A 17,062-nucleotide genomic window follows, 5' to 3' on the forward strand; every position below is an offset into this window, starting at 1 on the left:
CATCTCCCCACCGGGATGTCACATCCAGGCCCTCCCGATTCGTCGCAAGGGCATGACGACGAACCACAGCCAAGACGGCAGCCACAGCCGCAGCGTCCTCCTCGCCGGCGCCGGAGGTGTCCTCGGCCGCCACATCACTCGCGCCCTGACCGAGGCGGGCCACGAGGTCACCGGCCTCGGGCGCGGCCCGCGCAACGACGTCCAGGCCGACCTGATGAACCGGGACGCCCTGCTGCGTGCCGTCGACGGGCTTCGCTTCGACGCGGTGATCCACGCCGCGACCGCGCTGCGCAAGCCGCCCATGCGCCACCGCGACATGTACGCCACCGACGCGCTGCGCACCGACGGCACCGCCCATCTGATCGAGGCCGCCCGGGCCACCGGCGCCCGACGCTTCCTCGCCGAGTCGATGGTCTTCGGATACGGCTACGGCGACCACGGCGCCCGGGTCGTCACCGAGGACGCCCCCTTCGGCCCGCGCGGCCGTACCCCGGACCTGGAACGGCACCTTGCCGGGATGCGCGTCAAGGAGCAACTCACCCTCGAAACCCCGGGGTTGGAGGGGATCTCGCTGCGCTTCGGACTGTTCTACGGCCCCGGTGGCACGGACGAGATCCTGCGCATGCTGCGCAGACGGCAACTTCCCGTCCCCGCCGACCACGGCCGGGTCCTGCCCTGGATCGAGCTCACCGACGCGGCCCGCGCGGTCGTCGCCGCCGTCGAACGCGGACGCCCCGGTCAGGCGTACAACGTCGCCGACCGTACCCCGATGGGCTTCGGTGCCCATGTCCGGTGCGTGGCCGAGGAGTTCGGGCTGCCGAAGCCGATGACCGTACCGCTGTGGCTGATGCGGCCCATGTCGTACGCGCACACCATGATGACGTCGACGCTGCGGGTCTCCACGGCGAAGGCGGAGCGGGAGCTGGGCTGGACGCCCGCCCACCCGGCGGTCCGCGACGGCCTCGCAGCGATGCGGGCCGCCGCGGCACTCTCCTGACGGTCGCGCCGTCCTCTCATGTCCCCACTTCGACGCGTCAGCGACGCGCCTTCGTCCGGTCCAGTGCGGCGACGCCGACCGCGGCGAGGCCGATCTGGATGAGCCACTCGATCCAGTCGACGCCGTCGGTGTCGCCCACATCGAGCCCGGCGGCGATGGCCGAACCGATGAGCGCGGCCACGATGCCGACGAGGATGGTCCACAGGACCCCGATGCGCTGACGGCCCGGAACCACGAGACGTCCGAGCACACCGATGATGATGCCGATCACTATGGCACTGATGATGCCGGAGATCTCCATTTCGCCCCTCTTCCTCCTGTCCCCGCACAGGTTCGAGTTCCCCCTGGAGGCCGGGACAGTCCGTTCCGCTTCAACCAGTGGCCCACCCGGTGACGGAGAGCACCTCATTGGCGATGTCGATCACCGCGCGCCCGTCGGTCACCACCCGCACCACGTTCGCGGGCGCCCGCTCCTCAAGGAGCCGCGCCTTGCGTGCACTGCCGCGCACCTCCTGCTCCAACTCGGAGCCGAGCTCGCGCCCGGTCAGGCGCCGCTCGGCCGTCGCGTCGGTGGCGGTGAGCAGGACGCGCACGAGACGTACGCCGTCCCCCATGGCCCGGCGGAACATGGGCGCGGCGTCGTCGAGCACGCTCACGGTGTTCGTGTAGACGAGGCGCCGGTATCCGAGCGCGGCGTAGTTCCCCCACACGGCGACCAGGTTCCGCTCCGTGATGCCGGCTCGGTGCGGATCGCCGGGCGGTGCCGGATGGGCGGCTCCCATGAAGTCGCCGTCGATCACCGCGTGCGTGACCGAGACGGCCCGCAGCTGGGCCGAGACCTGCCAGCCGACGGTGGTCTTGCCGACCCCGGCCCTTCCCCCGATGAGCAGTGCCTCCGCATGATCCATGCGGGAAGCGTGCCCGGACGCGGGCATGCTTGGCGAGTGGTTTCGGCGTGTGCTGATCGATCGCGGAGGTGCGGATGGAGGAGCGGGTGCTCGGCGGCGGAGCCGTCAGCAAGGTCGTGCGGGTCGGGACGACCGTGCGGCGTACGCCCCATGAACGGTCCGAATACGTGCGGGACTTGCTCGCGCACTTCGAGCGTCGGGGGTGGGAAGGGGCCCCGACGTACATCGGGTACGACAAGCAGGGCCGCGAGGTGTTCGGATACCTGGAGGGGTGTGCGGCTGTCACTCCTCGGGAGCGGGCCGCGGCACGCACGGACGCGGGGCTCGTGCGGGTGGCCCAACTCGTGCGCGCCTTCCACGACCTGACGCACGGCACGCCGCTGGCCGGCGACCAGGACGTCGTCTGCCACAACGATCTCGCCCCGAAGAACACCGTCTACGCGATCGATGGCGCCGACTGGTGGGCGACCGCCTTCATCGACTGGGACCTGGCGGCACCCGGCGAACGCGTCCAGGACCTCGCCCATGTCTGCTGGCAGTACCTCGACCTGGGACCGGGCGTGACGGATGTGCTCGATGCCGCCCGGCGGATCGCGCTCGTCCGCGACGCGTACGGGCCGGTCGCCGGCGGCGCGGGGATCGTCGACGTGATCCTTTGGTGGCAGGACCGGTGCCTGCGGGGCATCGAGGCCGGCGCCGTGCGCGGTGAGCCGGCCATGGTGCGGTTGCGGGAACACGGCGTCGTGGAGGAGGTGCGCGGCGCCTACGCCTGGGTGGCCGAACACCGGGCCGAGTTGGAGGTCTTCCTGCGCTGACCCGAGCGCGGGGGCGTGTGGGCGGCAGGTCACCCGGCCGCGTCGACCCAGGACGTCAACCGGCCGTCGGGCTGGAGGTCGACGCGCAGCCCGTTGTGCTCGCCGTGCGCGGCGCGGCCGTCGGCCACGAGGGTGTCGAGCCGTACGCCGTCCGCGAGGATGTCGGCCTCGTAGTGGTCGGCGGCCACGCGGTAGAGCTTCGCCGTCGCCCTCCCGTCCGCGAGGGTCGGTGCGCCGACCAGGACGCGGTTGACGACCGCCTCGGGCTGCGGCTTGGCCCGCTCGACCCAGGACGTGACCTCGCCGTCCGGGTGGAGGGTGATGTGCAGCCCGTTGTTCTGGGCGTGCGCGGCCATGCCCTGGGTGTACAGGGCCCCGTACTGCCGGCCCTCGGCCCAGATCTCCGCCTCGTAGCGGTCCTCGCCGGCCTTGTAGACCTTCGCCCGGCTGACGTCGTCCGCGAGCTTCACCGTCCGCACCTGGACGCGCTCGGCCTTGGACTGACGGCCCTGCCCACCCGCGGACGTGCCGGTCGTGGCGGCGGAAGCGTCCATCGCGAAGGCGCCGGCGGCCGAGGCGCCCAACGCGGCGATGACAACCGTGGCGGCAAGGGCGGTGCGCAGGGGACGTGGGGCACGCATCAGTGAGTCGTTCCTTCGATGGGGTTCGTTCCGACGACTTCGAAGCTACGGACCACCTGTCAAGGGATCCCATAGGTCATGTAACAGTCGTTCGGCATATACGAACCAAAAAGGAAAAACTGCTCCGATTGACATGCAGGTATTTACCTGCATAACTTTGAGTGTGCGATCGGAGAGTGGTCCCCGGATGGACAAGGTGTTCAAGGCGCTGGCCGACGAGACGCGCAGGAGGCTGCTGGACCGGCTGCGCGAGGACAACGGGCAGACGCTGGGAGAGCTGTGTGCCGGTATCGGCATGGCGCGCCAGTCGGTGACCCAGCATCTGGCCGTTCTGGAGGCCGCCAACCTGGTCGCCACGGTGCGGCGGGGGCGGGAAAAGCTGCACTACCTCAATCCGGTCCCGCTCCACGAGATCCAGGAACGGTGGATCGACAAGTTCGAAAGCCCTCGCCTGCGGGTGCTCGGGGCCGTGAAACGACGAGCCGAGGAAGCCATGACCGACAAGCCCACCTTTGTGTACGTCACCTATATCGAGAGCACGCCCGAGAAGGTCTGGGACGCGCTCACCGACGCCGACCTGACCGCCGCCTACTGGGGCCACAGCAACGTCTCGGACTGGCGGACCGGATCCCGCTGGGCCCATGTCCGTACGGACGGTTCGGGCGTCGCGGACGTCGTCGGCACCGTCGTGGCGAGCGAGCGGCCGAACCGGCTGGTCACCACCTGGGTGGCGCCGGACGAGGAGGGGCAGGAGGACAAGTACTCCAGGGTCACCTTCGACATCCAGCGGCACGCCGAGATCGTCCGGCTCACCGTGACCCACGAGGACCTGCCGGGCGAGAGCGCCCGCGCCGATGTGTCGTCCGGCTGGCCGGCCGTGCTGTCCAACCTCAAGTCGCTGCTGGAGACCGGCCATGTCCTGCCCCAGGAGCCGTGGCTGATGCCGACGCGGTGAGGGCGGTCACCGGGGCGGGGGTAGGGGCGGCAGAGGAAGGCCGGCCCGCGGGTGCGGGCCGGCCGGCGGTCTCCTCTCGGGTGTGCCGCTACGGCTTCGGGGCGCTCTTCGCCGCCGTACCGGCGCACAGCAGCCCCAGGCACACGGCCAGCGCGCCGACGATGATGTTGTTCACGATGACGCCGGCGTCCGGGCTGTCGCCGACGATCCACGGCGCGATGATCATCCAGACCCCCATCGCGCAGAAGGCCCAGCTCAGGCCGTACATGCGTTCCGGGGCGCGGGTGAATCCGAGGGCCAGCAGGCCGATCGCGATGCCCATGATGAGGTTGTGGGTCACGAGCGCGGGCTGGCTCGTCGTGTAGTGGAGTATCCAGGGGGATACGGCGCAGTACAGACCGAGCAGGAACACTGGTCCGTCCACGAGCGCCACATCACGACCGCCGAGCATGCGGGCGTAGCGATCCCGCATTTCGGATACATCAGGGTGAGCTGTTATGTCACCTCTGGTGGGCGAGACGTTGGCCATGACTCGTCTCCTTTGACTCGCAGGCCTGACCGCGTCTGGTGCGGTGTGCGGTAAGCGCCGCCTAGCCCCATTCTGCGCTTATTTCCTCTTTATGTGTAGGGTTGTGCCGACTGTGGGTCCGGTGGCGACACACGGTCCGTGTTCCTGGAAGCAGCAGGTCAGAGGTCCGGTGAAGAGGGCTCAGGTGGCGCAATGATTCGGCGCCGCGCTCACCGGCATCGAGTGCTTCCAGGTCAACCCGCTCAAGGACTGCAACGGCCCGGTCTGTCTGAAGCTCGGCCGTCTGCATCTTCCACTCCGGACGCGGCCACGACCACCGCACCGCGACGCCAGGACGCGCTTCTCCGCGATCGGTTTGTGCGGCGGTCACTCCGCCTCGGGAGTGCTGTGCGACGACCTCGCAGGCCTGGAAGCCCCGGGCGTCCTCGGCGGCGCCGAGTCGGACCACCGCGTGCCCGCTCTGGCCGAGTTGCCGAAGTGCCCCCGACGCCGACGTTCGCGCGTACGCAGGCAGGGGGCGCGATGAGGGGAAGGCCCCTCGGCCCCAACACTCCCAAGGCAACTTGGAGTTCGGTTGGTCTGCACCATTGACTGGTACAGACCAAAGCGGTTGAGTGTGTCTCCACACCCCCCCACCACGGCCGCCCCCACGCCGTGGCCGACCCCGTCGGCGCGTGCGCACAAGGCTCTGCTTCGCCCTGCCCTTGGCCGGGTGCGGCCGTGCTCCGCAAAGGAGTTGCTCCTGTGTCGAGGCGCCGCATAACCGCTCTGCTGTCCTCCCTCGCCCTGGCCAGCGCCGCGCTGCTGCTCCAGCCGGCCCCGAGCGCGTCCGCCGCCGGGTTCGTCGTCAGCGAGTCGCAGTTCAACCAGATGTTCCCGAACCGGAATCCCTTCTACACGTACAGCGGCCTCACCGCCGCCCTCAGCGCCTACCCCGGCTTCGCCAACACCGGCAGCGACACGGTGAAGAAGCAGGAGGCGGCCGCCTTCCTCGCCAACGTCAACCACGAGACCGGCGGCCTGGTCCACATCGTCGAGCAGAACACCGCCAACTACCCGCACTACTGCGACCGCAGCCAGCCCTACGGCTGTCCCGCCGGCCAGGACGCCTACTACGGACGCGGCCCCATCCAGCTCAGCTGGAACTTCAACTACAAGGCAGCGGGCGACGCCCTCGGCATCGACCTGCTGGGCAACCCCTGGCGGGTGCAGAACGAGTCGGCCGTCGCCTGGAAGACCGGCCTGTGGTACTGGAACACCCAGAGCGGCCCCGGCACCATGACCCCCCACAACGCGATGGTCAACCAGGCCGGCTTCGGCCAGACCATCCGATCCATCAACGGCTCCCTGGAGTGCGACGGCAAGAACCCGGCCCAGGTGCAGAGCCGCGTCAACGCCTACCAGCGCTTCACGCAGATCCTCGGCGTCTCCCCGGGCGGCAACCTGTACTGCTGACACCACCACCGCTGTCCGAGGGGTGTGCGAGACTCCGCCGATGACCTCCGAAACGATCACCGCGAAGGCCTCGGGCACCTTCTCCCTCGGGGACCTGCCCGTGACCCGCGTCGGCTTCGGCGCGATGCGGCTCACGGGCAGCGCCGCCTTCCACCACGGGACACCGAGCGACCGGGACCGTTCCATCGCCGTCCTGCGCAAGGCGGTCGACCTGGGCGTCGACCACATCGACACGGCCGCGTTCTACTTCTCCGCCCTGCGCTCCGCCAACGAACTCATCAACACCGCGCTGGCGCCGTACCCCGACGACCTTGTCATCGCCACCAAGGTCGGCCCCCACCGCGAGTACGACGGCGGCTGGGGCACCTCGGCCCGCCCCGACCAACTCCGTGGCCACGTCGAGGAGAACCTGCGCCAGCTCGGCCGCGACCACCTGGACCTCGTGTACCTGCGCCGCATGGGGCAGGACTCGATCGCCGAGCACTTCGGCGCGCTGGCCGAGCTACGTGAAGCGGGTCTCGTCCGCCACCTCGGCATCTCCAGCGTGGAGCCACGGAACCTCGCCGAGGCGCAGGCCATCGCGCCGGTGGCGAGCGTGCAGAACCGGTACGCGCTCGACCGGCCCGACCCCCAGACCGACGAACTCCTGCGCCGGTGCGGCGAACAGGGCATCGCCTTCGTGCCGTTCTACGCCGTGGCCGGCGACACCGGCGAGCGGGGGGCCACCACCGCCCACGACGACGAGGTCCTGGCCGTTGCCCGGGCGCACGGCGCGAGCCCCGCCCAGGTGCGCATCGCCTGGACCCTGCACCAGGGCCCGCACGTCCTCGCCATCCCCGGCACCGGCAACCCCGACCACCTGGCCGAGAACGTGGCCGCCGGCGCCCTCCGCCTGACCGCCGACGAGCTGGCCCGGCTCAACTCGGCTCGACAGCAAACTGGTTGAGCCGAAGCCGCGATGCCTGGCCTGAGCCGCTCAGCCGGTGTACCCGATCACCGGATAGTGGTCCGAGAGGTTCGTGTACGTGTAGTCCGTCCCCCAACTCGACACCGTCCAGGGCACGCTCTGCTCCTTGACGACCTCGTTCTTCCAGACCGTGGGACGCACCTGACCAGCGCGGTGCAGGACGTGGTCCAGGTCCTCGCGCGGGTCGTCGGGGTAGCGCTCGCGGGCGATGGAGTTCTCCCGCGTGTCGAACGAGTAAGCGTGCCCGGTGCGTATGTCGGCCCCCACCAGCCCGCCGTCGGCGAGCATCGAGGCGTACTCGGACGTGCGCGAGTCGACGTTCATGTCACCGGCGACCAGGACCTGTTCGCCCGCCGGGATGTTCTTGGCGTCCAGGAACGCGTCGATCGCGTTGAACTGCCGGCTGCGCATCGCGGCCGCCTCACCGGCGGCACAGCCCGGGTCGGTCGACTGCGCGTGCGTGCCGACGACGTGCACCTTCGTGCCGTTCACGTTCAACACCACGTACGCGAAGCCCTTGTTGGACCACCAGTCGGCCCCGCACGCGTCCTTGTAGACCCACTGCTCCTTGCGCAGCACCGGCCACTTGCTGAGGATCGCGACCCCACCGTCCTCGGGCGTCGTCGCCGAGTACGCGCCGCCGGTGGCGTCCCAGCCGCTCCTGCTCCGCCCCACCACCGGCGTCTGGTGGGGGTACTCACTCGCCACCGAGGCCTTCAGCGCGTCCGACGACGCGTTGTCGAACGCCTCCTGCACCACCACGATGTCGTTCCCACGGAAGAAGGACGCCTTCGCGATCTCCGCCGCCCGGTGGTCCTGGCCCCAGTTCGGGTACAAGGTCTTGCTGAAGAGGAAGACGTTGTACGACAGCACCCGCAGCGGCGGCACCTGCTCAGCGGTCGAGGCGGACGAGGCAGTGGGCGCCGCGCCCACGAGCCCAGTGGTGGCGAGCGCGAGGGCGAGCACGGCTGCGCCCGGAGTGCGGCGCGGTGGGTAGAGCGTCACTGGATCTCCCTGAGGGTGAGGGGGCTGAGTGGCGCCGCACATCAAACCACCGGCGATTACTCCCGGGTAACTCCCGTGCGTGAAAAGAATGTCTGCCAGCGGTACGCCCGGCTGTAGGCCCGGCTCAGACCACCCACACCCCGTCCCGCAGGAGATACCGGCCGCGCATCTCGTGCTCACCGTTGCGCGCCTGCACCACGCGCGGACGCACCCGGAAGTACACGTACGGCGCCTCGTCAGCACGGGGATCCCAGCCCGTCTTCGTGGCAAACGCCCCGGCTGCCGCGGTCGGCACCTCGTCGGCGGCGTACATCTCCGCGTCGCCGTCGACGATGACGACGTCCAAGGTGTCCCCGAGCGCCAGCCGGGCCCGCCGGCCGTCGCGCAGGTTGCGGCCGGTCGGAGTGGTCGGCCGGGTCGCGAGCCACAGGGACTCGTCGTGCCACACGAACCAGAGCGGGACCAGACACGGCACCCCGTCGGCGTCGGCCGTCGCCACCCAGACGTCCATCTCCTCCTCCAGACGGACCAGGAGATCGCGCTTGCGCTGCTCGGGGGTGCGGGGCGGCTCGGTGATCTTCATGGGTCGGACGGTAGTGGGGGAGCGGCCGGTACGGATCGGGCCCGGGACCCGTCCGGTTTCGGGCCTCGGACCTAGGTCCCCGGGTGTGGTCGGGGGTCCGTTCCGCCGGTGACTGGCGTCCGCGACGTTTTACGTATAACCTCTCCCGTCAATCGCACTTCCCGGAAGGCCCCGATGAGACTCATCGCCCTGGTCACCCTCGTCGTCGACGACTACGACGAGGCGATCCGCTTCTACACCGAAGCCCTCGGCTTCCGGCTCGTCGAGGACACCCCGCGTCCGGACGGCTCCCGCTGGGTCGTCGTCGCGGCCGACGAGCAGGGCACCGCGCTGCTGCTGGCCCGGGCCAACGGCGACGAGCAGCGCGCCCGGGTCGGCGACCAGACCGGCGGGCGCGTCGGGTTCTTCCTGCACACCGACGACTTCGCCCGCGATCACGCCCGGATGCTCACCGCGGGCGTGACCTTCCTGGAGGAGCCCCGGCACGAGCCGTACGGTTCGGTCGCCGTCTTCCAGGACCTGTACGGCAACCGCTGGGACCTGCTCCAGCCCGCCGGCTGACCCTCACCCTCCCCGCCCGCCCTCGGAACCGCCCCGCTCCAGGCTCAAGGAAAGACCTCACCATGACTACTACGCGCGTAGATGCCGATGTGATCCGCCGCCTCCCCAAGGCCGTCCTGCACGACCACCTCGACGGCGGCCTGCGCCCCGCCACCGTGGTCGAGCTGGCGGCCGAGGTCGGCCACACCCTGCCCACCACCGACCCGGACGAGCTCGCGGCCTGGTACTTCGAGGCCGCGAACTCCGGTGACCTGGTCCGCTACATCGCCACCTTCGAGCACACCCTCGCCGTGATGCAGACCCGCGAGGGCCTGCTGCGCACCGCCGAGGAGTACGTCCTCGACCTGGCCGCCGACGGTGTCGTCTACGGCGAGGTGCGGTACGCCCCCGAGCTGAACACCAACGGCGGGCTGAGCCTCGCCGAGGTCGTCGAGACGGTCCAGGAAGGCCTCGCGGCCGGCATGGCGAAGGCCGCGGCCGCCGGCACCCCGGTGCGGGTTGGCACGCTGCTGTGCGGGATGCGGATGTTCGACCGGGTGCGGGAGGCCGCCGACCTCGCCGTGGCCTTCCGCGACGCCGGTGTCGTCGGCTTCGACATAGCCGGTGCCGAGGCCGGCTTCCCCGCCGCCGACCACGTGGCGGCCTTCGAGCACCTGCGCCGCGAGAGCGTGCCGTTCACCATCCACGCCGGTGAGGCCGACGGCCTGTCCAGCATCCACCAGGCCCTCCAGATCTGCGGCGCCCAGCGCATCGGCCACGGCGTGCGCATCACCGACGACATCGTGGACGGCAAGCTCGGCCGCCTCGCGGGCTGGGTGCGGGACCGCCGCATCGCGCTGGAGATGTGCCCGACGTCCAACCTCCAGACCGGCGCCGCCACCTCCATCGCCGAGCACCCGATCACCGCGCTGAAGGACCTCGGCTTCCGCGTCACCCTCAACACGGACAACCGTCTGGTGTCGGGGACGACGATGACCCGCGAGATGTCGCTGCTGGTCGAGGAGGCCGGCTGGACCGTCGAGGACCTGCGCACCGTCACCGTGAACGCCCTGAAGAGCGCGTTCATCCCGTTCGACGAGCGCAAGGCGCTCATCGAGGACGTCGTCCTCCCCGGCTACGCGCTCTGAAGCAACCCGCGGACATAGGCGGCCTGTCCGACGTGCTGAAGATCGTCGGACAGGACGCTGACCAGCCGTACGCCCAGGGTGACCGGAGGATCCCAGCGGTCGTCCACGACCCGCTCCAGATCCTTGGCGGCCACCTCGCGCAGCGCCCCCAGGGTCTGGGCGTGCACGGCGTCGTAGTAGCCGGTCAGCAGGTCGCCGGAGTCGACCCGCACCTTGGCGACCTTCGCGGCGGTGTGGCCGTAGCCGGTGTCGTGGCGGGGCAGGTCGAGGCCGAACGTCTTCTGGAAGTCCTGGGTCAGCCAGACCTGGTCGAGGTCGAAGGCGTCGGCGATGTGGTCGTCCTGGACCCGGGTGAGATGCCAGATCAGCCAGGCGACGGAGTTGGCCTCGGGGGAGGGGCGGGCGACGAGGCCGTCCGGGTCCAGGCCCTCGACGGCGGCGTGGACTTCTTCCTGGATGCGGTTGTACCCGTCGATGAGGATGTCCTTGGCATGCATGGCTCCACCATCGCGCAAAGCGGTCCGTCACGCGCCCCTGGGCCGTCCGGCAGGCGTGCCCGCGCGCCCCATCAGCCGGCCGTCACGCGCCGCCCTCCGTCTCCAGCAGCGCCATCAGCGCCCGTGCCGCCGGGCTCGTGGCCTGTGGGGGCGGCAGCAGGGCGACCGTCTCGTAGACGGTCTCGCCGGTGTCCTTCACCGGCAGCGCGGTCAGTGAGCCGCGCTTGTGCCGGAAGTGGCGCGGTACGACCGCGATGCCGAGGTCCTCGTCGACCAGGTCCAGGAGGCTGTGCACGTCGTTGACCTCCAGGGCGACCGTCCGGCGTACGCCCGCCGCCGCGAACACGGCATCGGTGGTGCGGCGCGGCCCCCAGTCCGGGTGGAAGTCGACGAAGACCTCGCCGCCCAGCTCCTCCGGGGTGACGGCGGCGCCGGCCTCCGCGAGCCGGTGGCTGGGGTGGCACAGGACGGTCATCGGCTCGCCGGTGAGCGGCACGACCCGCAGCTGGTCGGTGTCCTCCTGCGCCGCCCGGACGGCGAAGGCCAGATCGAGGCGCCCGGCCGCGACCTCCTCGGCGAGCGCGCCCGAGCCCGCCTGGCGCAGGCAGATCTCCACGTCCGGATGCTGCCGCCGGAAGGCCGCGAGCAGCCCGGCCACATGCACCCCGGCGATGCACTGCTCGGACCCGAGCGCCAGTATTCCGCGCAGCACGCCCTGCACCGCGGCCACCGCCTCGTGGGCGGCTCGCACCTGCGCGAGGATCCGTTCCGCCTCGCACAGCAGTGCCCGCCCGGCCGGGGTGAGGGTCACGCTGCGGGTCGTGCGCACGAACAGCGGGGACTGCAACTCCCGTTCCAGGGCCCGGATCGAGGCCGACAGGCCTGACTGGGACACCATGAGGCGCTCGGCCGCCCGGGTGAAGTGCTGGTCCTCGGCGACCGCGACGAAGTGCTGGAGATGGCGCAGTTCCATGATTGAGCAGCGTAGCCGCTGAATCCCATCTGATTTACCTGTTGGACCACTGCCCGCAGGTCGCGACAGCATGGGCGGCGACTGGAACACCGGCTCCTCGGAGCCGTCCTTTAGTGTGCCAACCCCTCTGGAGTCGCGTTGTACACCGCACACACCGACCGCTACGCGGACATGCCCTACCGGCGCACCGGACGCAGCGGCCTCAAACTCCCCGCGCTGTCCCTCGGCCTGTGGCACAACTTCGGCCCGGCGGACCGCTCGGTCGAGCACCAGCGGGCCATCCTGCGCCGCGCCTTCGACCTCGGCGTCACCCACTTCGACCTGGCCAACAACTACGGCCCGCCGCCCGGCGCCGCCGAGTCGGCGTTCGGCGAGGCGCTGAAGGCGGACTTCGCGCCGTACCGCGACGAGATGATCATCTCGACCAAGGCCGGCTATCTGATGTGGCCCGGCCCGTACGGCGAGTGGGGCTCCCGCAAGTACCTGCTGTCCTCCCTCGACCAGAGCCTGAAGCGGATGGGTCTGGAGTACGTCGACATCTTCTACTCGCACCGCCCCGACCCGGACACTCCGCTGGAGGAGACGATGGGCGCCCTGCACTCCGCTGTGCAGCAGGGCAAGGCGCTGTACGTCGGCATCTCCAACTACTCGGCCGAGCAGACCCGTCAGGCCGCCCGCATCCTGGGCGAGCTGGGCACCCCGCTGCTCATCCACCAGCCCGCCTACTCGATGCTGAACCGCCGCCCCGAGGAGGAAGGGCTGCTCGACGCCCTGGACGAGCTCCAGGTCGGCTCGATCGTCTTCTCCCCGCTGGCGCAGGGCCAGCTGACCTCCCGCTACCTCGACGGCATCCCGAAGGACTCGCGGGCCGCGAGCGGCAGCCCGTTCCTGAACGCCGACGCGATCACCGAGGAACTGCTCGGCAAACTGCGCGCCCTGAACGAGATCGCGGTGTCCCGCGGTCAGACGCTGGCCCAGCTGGCCCTGGCCTGGGTCCTGCGCGGCGGCCGGGTGACCTCGGCGCTCGTCGGTGCGAGCAGCGCGCAGCAGATCGAGGACAGCGTCGCCGCCACCCGCAACCTGGACTTCGACGCGGAGGAACTGGCCCGGATCGACGAGATCCTCAAGGGCTGAGCCGCTCCGTCAGGCGCACGGTCACCGAGTCGCCCTCCTGCTTCCCGATGGCCTTGCGCACCTCGGCCTTCACCGGAAGCTTGTGGGTGCCGTCCCCGAGGGCCATGAACGAACTCTGGAACGGATGTCCGTCGACCGTCCCGCGAACCTTGACCAGTCCGCGGGTGCCGAAGAAGTCGACGGACTCCGGCCAGACGACATAGGTCCAGCCACCCTCGCTGGGGCTCTTGAGCAGGACGGCGGTGAATTCCGCGTCCACTAGCGTGTTCGTGGTCATGGTGTGCTCCGTTCGCGGTGGTCCTTCGTGGCCTTCGGTGTCCTGGCCTTCACTCGTCAGACCGCCGCGAGCTGCGGAACTCATCGCTCACGACCCGGCGGGCACCCGGTCCAGGAACCCCAGGACGGACATGATCCGTCCCTCGGCGTCCAGCGTGATCACATCGGACCCCGCCACCGGCGCCGCGCCGTCGGCCTCCCGCACCAGCTCCCAGGAGAAGCGCGCCGTGTCGTGGTGGCCGTCCACGGCTCCGGTCCGCCGGAAGACGAACCCGGGGAACCGCGCCTGTGCCGCCGCGACGACGGCCACGATGCCCTCGTGTCCGCGCACGTCGGCCAGGGGATCGGTGTACCCGCCGTGCGGGGCCCATGCGGTGGCGACCGCGTGGGCCTGCGCGGCGGGTTCGCGGGCGTTCCAGGCCTCGAAGTACCGGGCGACGGCGATGTCGTAGCGGTCGGTGGACGCGTGCATGGGGGATCAGCCTCCAACGAGGTCGTCACTGCTGGTCGGAACCGGGATCCCGCCTCGCGGCGACCCGGTACCGCAACGATGCCCGCCCGACGCGGAAAGCTCGATTACTCCCGAGGTAATGCCCGGTCACACCCCTGCTTGACGTGTACCCGCCGCATTTCGGCCAACACCGGCTGTGAATATGCCAGGAGACTGGCCGGAAAGTCGTGGTGACAGTGTTTCAGTAGTGAACATACTCACTAGCGAGGGTGCCTCACATGGGGCGACGGCGCCCTCACGCACCGCTCACGAGCCGCAGGGAAAGCGAGGTCCGCCGACAGGCGAACACGGCAACACGGGGGAGGCCACGTGCACGACGAGTTCCTGTGTCATGTCACCGCGTACGGCGTCTGCGGCGGCCGGCGCATAGGTGTACCCCTGGGAACGTACCGGGCGCCCACCCTGGCCCTCGCGCTGTGGTGGTTACGGGACCGGGCCTCCTGGATCGCCGAGCGATTAGACCCGCGACCGGACGCCGAGCACTTCCCGCCCAGTGCGCTCGTCCCGGTCGCCGACAATGTGCCCGACGTACCGGCCGTGCTCCGGACCTGGTGCGGTGATCCGGGCCAACAGGAGCTGGTGGCCGACGAGTTGGCGGCCGGACGGCTGGTGCGGATCGCCGTGAGCGACGAGACCACCGAGTACGAACTGCTCGCCGAGTCCGTGGACGCCCTGCGGATGCAGCGGACCATCCCGGCCTTGGTCGTCCCCGTCGGCTAGCCCCGAGGGGCGGAATCAACGCAAGCAGGCACATATCCGGACAGATCGATAGAATCATGGCATGGCGGAGCGACCGGCCGCACCGACCGCGCCTGTACTCGTCCTGGAGACCGAGTCGGGATCCACCGTGATGACCCCGGGCCGCGACTACCACGTCGGACGCGACCCCCTCAGCGACATCGTCATCGACGACGCCCGCGTCTCCTGGCACCACGCGGTGCTGCGCCCCGACGCCGACCACTGGACCCTCGCCGACGAGAACAGCACCAACGGCACCTACACCGAGGGCCACCGCATCCGCGAGTGGGACGTCGGCCCCGGCACCGTCATCCGCTTCGGCAACCCCTCCGACGGTCCGCGCGCGGTACTGCTCGACCGCGCCCCTCCGGTCGGCGCGGCCAATCGCCCCTCGGCCGTCTCCATGCCGAGCCTCACGGGCACCTTCCGCCGGCCCACCACCGTCCGGCCGCTGCCCGCCCGCGCCGTCCGCATCGGCCGCGCCGCCGACAACGACCTGGTCATCGACGACCTGATCGTCTCCCGCCGCCACGCCGAACTGCGCGCCCTGCCCGACGGCAGGTACGAGATCGTCGACCTGGGCAGCCACAACGGCACCTACCTCAACGGCAGTCCCGTCACCAGCGCCCCGGTCGGTGTCGGTGACATCGTCGGCATCGGCCACTCCGCGTTCTGCCTGGTCGGGGAGGAACTCCAGGAGTACGTCGACACCGGCGAGGTCTCCCTGGAGGTGCAGGACCTCGCGGTCGCCGTCGACCACGGCCGCAAGCTCCTCCTCGACAACGTCTCCTTCCCGGTGGGCGAGAAGTGCCTGCTCGCCGTCGTCGGTCCGAGCGGCGCCGGAAAGTCCACCCTGCTGAACGCCCTCACCGGCCAGCGCCCCGCCGACCACGGCACCGTCCTCTACGACGGCCGTGACCTCTACCACGACTACGCCGAGCTGCGTCAGCGCATCGGCCTGGTCCCGCAGGACGACATCCTGCACGCCCAGCTCACCGTCCGCAGCGCCCTGTCCTACGCCGCAGAGCTGCGCTTCCCGCAGGACACCGCCAACGCCGAGCGCCGGGCCCGGATCGACGAGGTCATCCACGAGCTGGGCCTGGAGCAGCGCGCCGACCAGCCCGTGCACAGCCTGTCGGGCGGCCAGCGCAAACGCGTCAGCGTCGCCCTGGAGCTGCTGACCAAGCCGTCGCTGCTCTTCCTCGACGAACCGACCTCCGGCCTCGACCCCGGCATGGACCGCTCGGTGATGCACATGCTGCGCGGCCTGGCCGACGACGGCCGTACCGTCATCGTCGTCACCCACAGCGTGCTCAGCCTCGACACCTGCGACCGGCTCCTCGTCCTCGCCCCCGGCGGACGGATCGCCTACTACGGCCCGCCCGAGGAGACCCTGCTCTTCTTCGGCTTCGAACACTGGCCGGAGGCCTTCGAGGCCTTCGAACGCGACCAGGAACGGGACTGGGCGGGCGACTACCGCGCCTCGATCTACCACCGGCAGTACATCGCCGACGCCACCGCACAGCCCAGGCAGCCCCGCACCGGCCCGGTCCTCATCACCCGGCCGCCCCGGCCGCGCAGCCGGCGTGCCCAGCTCGGCACCCTGGTCCGGCGCTACGCCTCGGCGCTCGGCGCCGACCGCACCTTCCTCGCCATCATGATCGCCCTGCCCTTCGTGATGGGGGCCATGACCCGCGCGCTTGCGGGCGGCAGCCTGACCCGGGACAAGGCGACGAGCGCGCTGCTGATCCTGTGCGTCGGCGGCGTCCTCACCGGCGCCGCGAACGCCGTACGCGAACTCGTCAAGGAGCGGGTCATCTACCAGCGCGAGCGGGCCGTCGGCCTGCCCAGATCGGCGTACCTGCTGTCCAAGGTGGTGGTCCTGGGGACGATCACCGTGCTGCAGGCCGTCGTACTGACCCTGGTCGCGCTGCTCGGCGTCGACCTCCACGCGCCCGGCGGCGAAGGCGTGCTGATGCCGCCCCTCGTCGAGATCACCGTCGCCGTCGCCCTGCTGTCCTTCACGGCGATGATGCTCGGCCTGGTCGTCTCCGCGCTGGTGAGCAAGGAGGAGGTGACCATGCCGCTGCTGGTGCTGCTCGCCATCGTCCAGGTCGTCTTCTGCGGCGCCCTGCTGAAGCTCGACGGCGTCCCCGGCCTGGAGCAGCTGTCCTGGGTGGTGCCCTCCCGGTGGGCGTTCGGCGCGATGGCCGGCACCGTCGATCTGGCCCGTATCACGCCCGGCGATCTGACCGGCGATCCGCTGTTCGAGCACTCGGCCGGGATGTGGCTGCTCAACGTCGGCATGCTCGTCGTGCTCTCGCTCCTCTTCGGCTTCCTCGTCTCCCGGCTGCTGCGCCGGCGCGAACCCGTCGTGATGCGGAAGTAGG

The 17,062-nt window shown here is 70.4% G+C and carries 20 protein-coding genes; 10 read left to right on the forward strand and 10 right to left on the reverse strand.

Annotated elements, in window-relative coordinates:
- Positions 1-52: 52 nt before the first annotated feature.
- The gene (locus ACZ4UU_RS31205) at positions 53-997 is read left to right on the forward strand and encodes an NAD-dependent epimerase/dehydratase family protein (protein WP_471906728.1); all 945 of its coding nucleotides are present in this window, start codon (positions 53-55) and stop codon (positions 995-997) included.
- 37 nt (positions 998-1,034) lie between these two features.
- Here ACZ4UU_RS31205 and ACZ4UU_RS31210 read toward each other — a convergent pair whose 3' ends face one another.
- A complete protein-coding gene (locus ACZ4UU_RS31210) occupies positions 1,035-1,298 on the reverse strand; it encodes a GlsB/YeaQ/YmgE family stress response membrane protein (protein ID WP_471906729.1) in 264 nt (87 codons plus the stop codon).
- A gap of 70 nt (positions 1,299-1,368) precedes the next feature.
- On the reverse strand, positions 1,369-1,905 hold the full coding sequence (locus ACZ4UU_RS31215) for an ATP-binding protein (protein ID WP_471906730.1): 537 nt from the start codon (positions 1,903-1,905) through the stop codon (positions 1,369-1,371).
- 74 nt (positions 1,906-1,979) lie between these two features.
- On the opposite strand from ACZ4UU_RS31215, the gene ACZ4UU_RS31220 reads away from it, so the two are divergent.
- Complete coding sequence (locus ACZ4UU_RS31220; RefSeq protein ID WP_471906731.1) at positions 1,980-2,720, forward strand: phosphotransferase; 741 nt, start codon at positions 1,980-1,982, stop codon at positions 2,718-2,720.
- Positions 2,721-2,749: 29 nt separating this feature from the next.
- Here the strand turns inward: ACZ4UU_RS31220 and ACZ4UU_RS31225 are convergent, their stop codons facing one another.
- Positions 2,750-3,361: a hypothetical protein gene (locus tag ACZ4UU_RS31225; RefSeq protein WP_471906732.1), complete on the reverse strand. Its 612-nt coding sequence runs from the start codon at positions 3,359-3,361 to the stop codon at positions 2,750-2,752.
- Positions 3,362-3,548: 187 nt separating this feature from the next.
- Here ACZ4UU_RS31225 and ACZ4UU_RS31230 point away from each other — a divergent pair, with 187 nt between their 5' ends.
- On the forward strand, positions 3,549-4,316 hold the full coding sequence (locus ACZ4UU_RS31230; RefSeq protein ID WP_471906733.1) for an ArsR/SmtB family transcription factor: 768 nt from the start codon (positions 3,549-3,551) through the stop codon (positions 4,314-4,316).
- An 88-nt stretch (positions 4,317-4,404) separates the two neighbouring features.
- Here ACZ4UU_RS31230 and ACZ4UU_RS31235 read toward each other — a convergent pair whose 3' ends face one another.
- The gene (locus tag ACZ4UU_RS31235; RefSeq protein WP_471906734.1) at positions 4,405-4,845 is read right to left on the reverse strand and encodes an SPW repeat protein; all 441 of its coding nucleotides are present in this window, start codon (positions 4,843-4,845) and stop codon (positions 4,405-4,407) included.
- A 786-nt stretch (positions 4,846-5,631) separates the two neighbouring features.
- Here ACZ4UU_RS31235 and ACZ4UU_RS31240 point away from each other — a divergent pair.
- Both ACZ4UU_RS31240 and ACZ4UU_RS31245 read left to right on the forward strand, forming a co-directional pair.
- A complete protein-coding gene (locus ACZ4UU_RS31240; RefSeq protein WP_471906822.1) occupies positions 5,632-6,300 on the forward strand; it encodes a chitinase in 669 nt (222 codons plus the stop codon).
- Positions 6,301-6,340: 40 nt separating this feature from the next.
- Positions 6,341-7,246 carry an aldo/keto reductase gene (locus ACZ4UU_RS31245; protein WP_471906735.1) on the forward strand — a complete coding sequence of 302 codons (906 nt, stop codon included), beginning with the start codon at positions 6,341-6,343 and terminating at the stop codon, positions 7,244-7,246.
- 30 nt (positions 7,247-7,276) lie between these two features.
- Here ACZ4UU_RS31245 and sph read toward each other — a convergent pair whose 3' ends face one another.
- Both sph and ACZ4UU_RS31255 read right to left on the reverse strand, forming a co-directional pair.
- Entirely contained in the window at positions 7,277-8,314 is a 1,038-nt protein-coding gene (gene sph / locus ACZ4UU_RS31250) for a sphingomyelin phosphodiesterase (RefSeq protein ID WP_471906736.1), read from the reverse strand.
- 82 nt (positions 8,315-8,396) lie between these two features.
- Positions 8,397-8,855 carry a pyridoxamine 5'-phosphate oxidase family protein gene (locus ACZ4UU_RS31255; RefSeq protein WP_471906737.1) on the reverse strand — a complete coding sequence of 153 codons (459 nt, stop codon included), beginning with the start codon at positions 8,853-8,855 and terminating at the stop codon, positions 8,397-8,399.
- Between the two features lie 174 nt (positions 8,856-9,029).
- On the opposite strand from ACZ4UU_RS31255, the gene ACZ4UU_RS31260 reads away from it, so the two are divergent.
- Both ACZ4UU_RS31260 and ACZ4UU_RS31265 read left to right on the forward strand, forming a co-directional pair.
- Positions 9,030-9,416 (forward strand): VOC family protein, encoded by a 387-nt coding sequence (locus ACZ4UU_RS31260; protein ID WP_471906738.1) that lies wholly within the window; start codon positions 9,030-9,032, stop codon positions 9,414-9,416.
- Positions 9,417-9,478: 62 nt separating this feature from the next.
- Positions 9,479-10,543: an adenosine deaminase gene (locus tag ACZ4UU_RS31265; RefSeq protein ID WP_471906739.1), complete on the forward strand. Its 1,065-nt coding sequence runs from the start codon at positions 9,479-9,481 to the stop codon at positions 10,541-10,543.
- Here the strand turns inward: ACZ4UU_RS31265 and ACZ4UU_RS31270 are convergent.
- Both ACZ4UU_RS31270 and ACZ4UU_RS31275 read right to left on the reverse strand, forming a co-directional pair.
- Positions 10,531-11,040: a mycothiol transferase gene (locus ACZ4UU_RS31270; RefSeq protein ID WP_471906740.1), complete on the reverse strand. Its 510-nt coding sequence runs from the start codon at positions 11,038-11,040 to the stop codon at positions 10,531-10,533. The genes ACZ4UU_RS31265 and ACZ4UU_RS31270 overlap by 13 nt on opposite strands.
- Positions 11,041-11,122: 82 nt before the next feature.
- A complete protein-coding gene (locus ACZ4UU_RS31275) occupies positions 11,123-12,013 on the reverse strand; it encodes a LysR family transcriptional regulator (RefSeq protein ID WP_471906741.1) in 891 nt (296 codons plus the stop codon).
- Between the two features lie 138 nt (positions 12,014-12,151).
- Here ACZ4UU_RS31275 and mgrA point away from each other — a divergent pair, with 138 nt between their 5' ends.
- The gene (gene mgrA / locus ACZ4UU_RS31280; protein ID WP_471906742.1) at positions 12,152-13,147 is read left to right on the forward strand and encodes an L-glyceraldehyde 3-phosphate reductase; all 996 of its coding nucleotides are present in this window, start codon (positions 12,152-12,154) and stop codon (positions 13,145-13,147) included.
- Here mgrA and ACZ4UU_RS31285 read toward each other — a convergent pair.
- Both ACZ4UU_RS31285 and ACZ4UU_RS31290 read right to left on the reverse strand, forming a co-directional pair.
- A complete protein-coding gene (locus ACZ4UU_RS31285) occupies positions 13,137-13,424 on the reverse strand; it encodes a DUF1905 domain-containing protein (RefSeq protein WP_471906743.1) in 288 nt (95 codons plus the stop codon). The two genes, mgrA and ACZ4UU_RS31285, sit on opposite strands and share 11 nt — an antisense overlap.
- An 87-nt stretch (positions 13,425-13,511) precedes the next feature.
- Entirely contained in the window at positions 13,512-13,895 is a 384-nt protein-coding gene (locus ACZ4UU_RS31290) for a nuclear transport factor 2 family protein (RefSeq protein WP_471906744.1), read from the reverse strand.
- Positions 13,896-14,243: 348 nt separating this feature from the next.
- Here ACZ4UU_RS31290 and ACZ4UU_RS31295 point away from each other — a divergent pair, with 348 nt between their 5' ends.
- A complete protein-coding gene (locus ACZ4UU_RS31295; protein WP_471906745.1) occupies positions 14,244-14,654 on the forward strand; it encodes a hypothetical protein in 411 nt (136 codons plus the stop codon).
- A gap of 61 nt (positions 14,655-14,715) precedes the next feature.
- Positions 14,716-17,061 carry an ABC transporter ATP-binding protein/permease gene (locus ACZ4UU_RS31300; RefSeq protein ID WP_471906746.1) on the forward strand — a complete coding sequence of 782 codons (2,346 nt, stop codon included), beginning with the start codon at positions 14,716-14,718 and terminating at the stop codon, positions 17,059-17,061.
- Position 17,062: the final 1 nt, after the last annotated feature.

The sequence above is a fragment of the Streptomyces sp. NPDC028907 genome (assembly GCF_055564995.1).

Bases quoted from the DNA above. Each gene is read 5' to 3' on its own strand.
- ACZ4UU_RS31205 (WP_471906728.1), top strand. From the start codon at position 53: ATGACGACGAACCACAGCCAAGACGGCAGCCACAGCCGCAGCGTCCTC.
- ACZ4UU_RS31210 (WP_471906729.1), bottom strand. From the start codon at position 1,298: ATGGAGATCTCCGGCATCATCAGTGCCATAGTGATCGGCATCATCATC.
- ACZ4UU_RS31215 (WP_471906730.1), bottom strand. From the start codon at position 1,905: ATGGATCATGCGGAGGCACTGCTCATCGGGGGAAGGGCCGGGGTCGGC.
- ACZ4UU_RS31220 (WP_471906731.1), top strand. From the start codon at position 1,980: ATGGAGGAGCGGGTGCTCGGCGGCGGAGCCGTCAGCAAGGTCGTGCGG.
- ACZ4UU_RS31225 (WP_471906732.1), bottom strand. From the start codon at position 3,361: ATGCGTGCCCCACGTCCCCTGCGCACCGCCCTTGCCGCCACGGTTGTC.
- ACZ4UU_RS31230 (WP_471906733.1), top strand. From the start codon at position 3,549: ATGGACAAGGTGTTCAAGGCGCTGGCCGACGAGACGCGCAGGAGGCTG.
- ACZ4UU_RS31235 (WP_471906734.1), bottom strand. From the start codon at position 4,845: ATGGCCAACGTCTCGCCCACCAGAGGTGACATAACAGCTCACCCTGAT.
- ACZ4UU_RS31245 (WP_471906735.1), top strand. From the start codon at position 6,341: ATGACCTCCGAAACGATCACCGCGAAGGCCTCGGGCACCTTCTCCCTC.
- sph (WP_471906736.1), bottom strand. From the start codon at position 8,314: ATGTGCGGCGCCACTCAGCCCCCTCACCCTCAGGGAGATCCAGTGACG.
- ACZ4UU_RS31255 (WP_471906737.1), bottom strand. From the start codon at position 8,855: ATGAAGATCACCGAGCCGCCCCGCACCCCCGAGCAGCGCAAGCGCGAT.
- ACZ4UU_RS31260 (WP_471906738.1), top strand. From the start codon at position 9,030: ATGAGACTCATCGCCCTGGTCACCCTCGTCGTCGACGACTACGACGAG.
- ACZ4UU_RS31265 (WP_471906739.1), top strand. From the start codon at position 9,479: ATGACTACTACGCGCGTAGATGCCGATGTGATCCGCCGCCTCCCCAAG.
- ACZ4UU_RS31270 (WP_471906740.1), bottom strand. From the start codon at position 11,040: ATGCATGCCAAGGACATCCTCATCGACGGGTACAACCGCATCCAGGAA.
- ACZ4UU_RS31275 (WP_471906741.1), bottom strand. From the start codon at position 12,013: ATGGAACTGCGCCATCTCCAGCACTTCGTCGCGGTCGCCGAGGACCAG.
- ACZ4UU_RS31285 (WP_471906743.1), bottom strand. From the start codon at position 13,424: ATGACCACGAACACGCTAGTGGACGCGGAATTCACCGCCGTCCTGCTC.
- ACZ4UU_RS31290 (WP_471906744.1), bottom strand. From the start codon at position 13,895: ATGCACGCGTCCACCGACCGCTACGACATCGCCGTCGCCCGGTACTTC.
- ACZ4UU_RS31300 (WP_471906746.1), top strand. From the start codon at position 14,716: ATGGCGGAGCGACCGGCCGCACCGACCGCGCCTGTACTCGTCCTGGAG.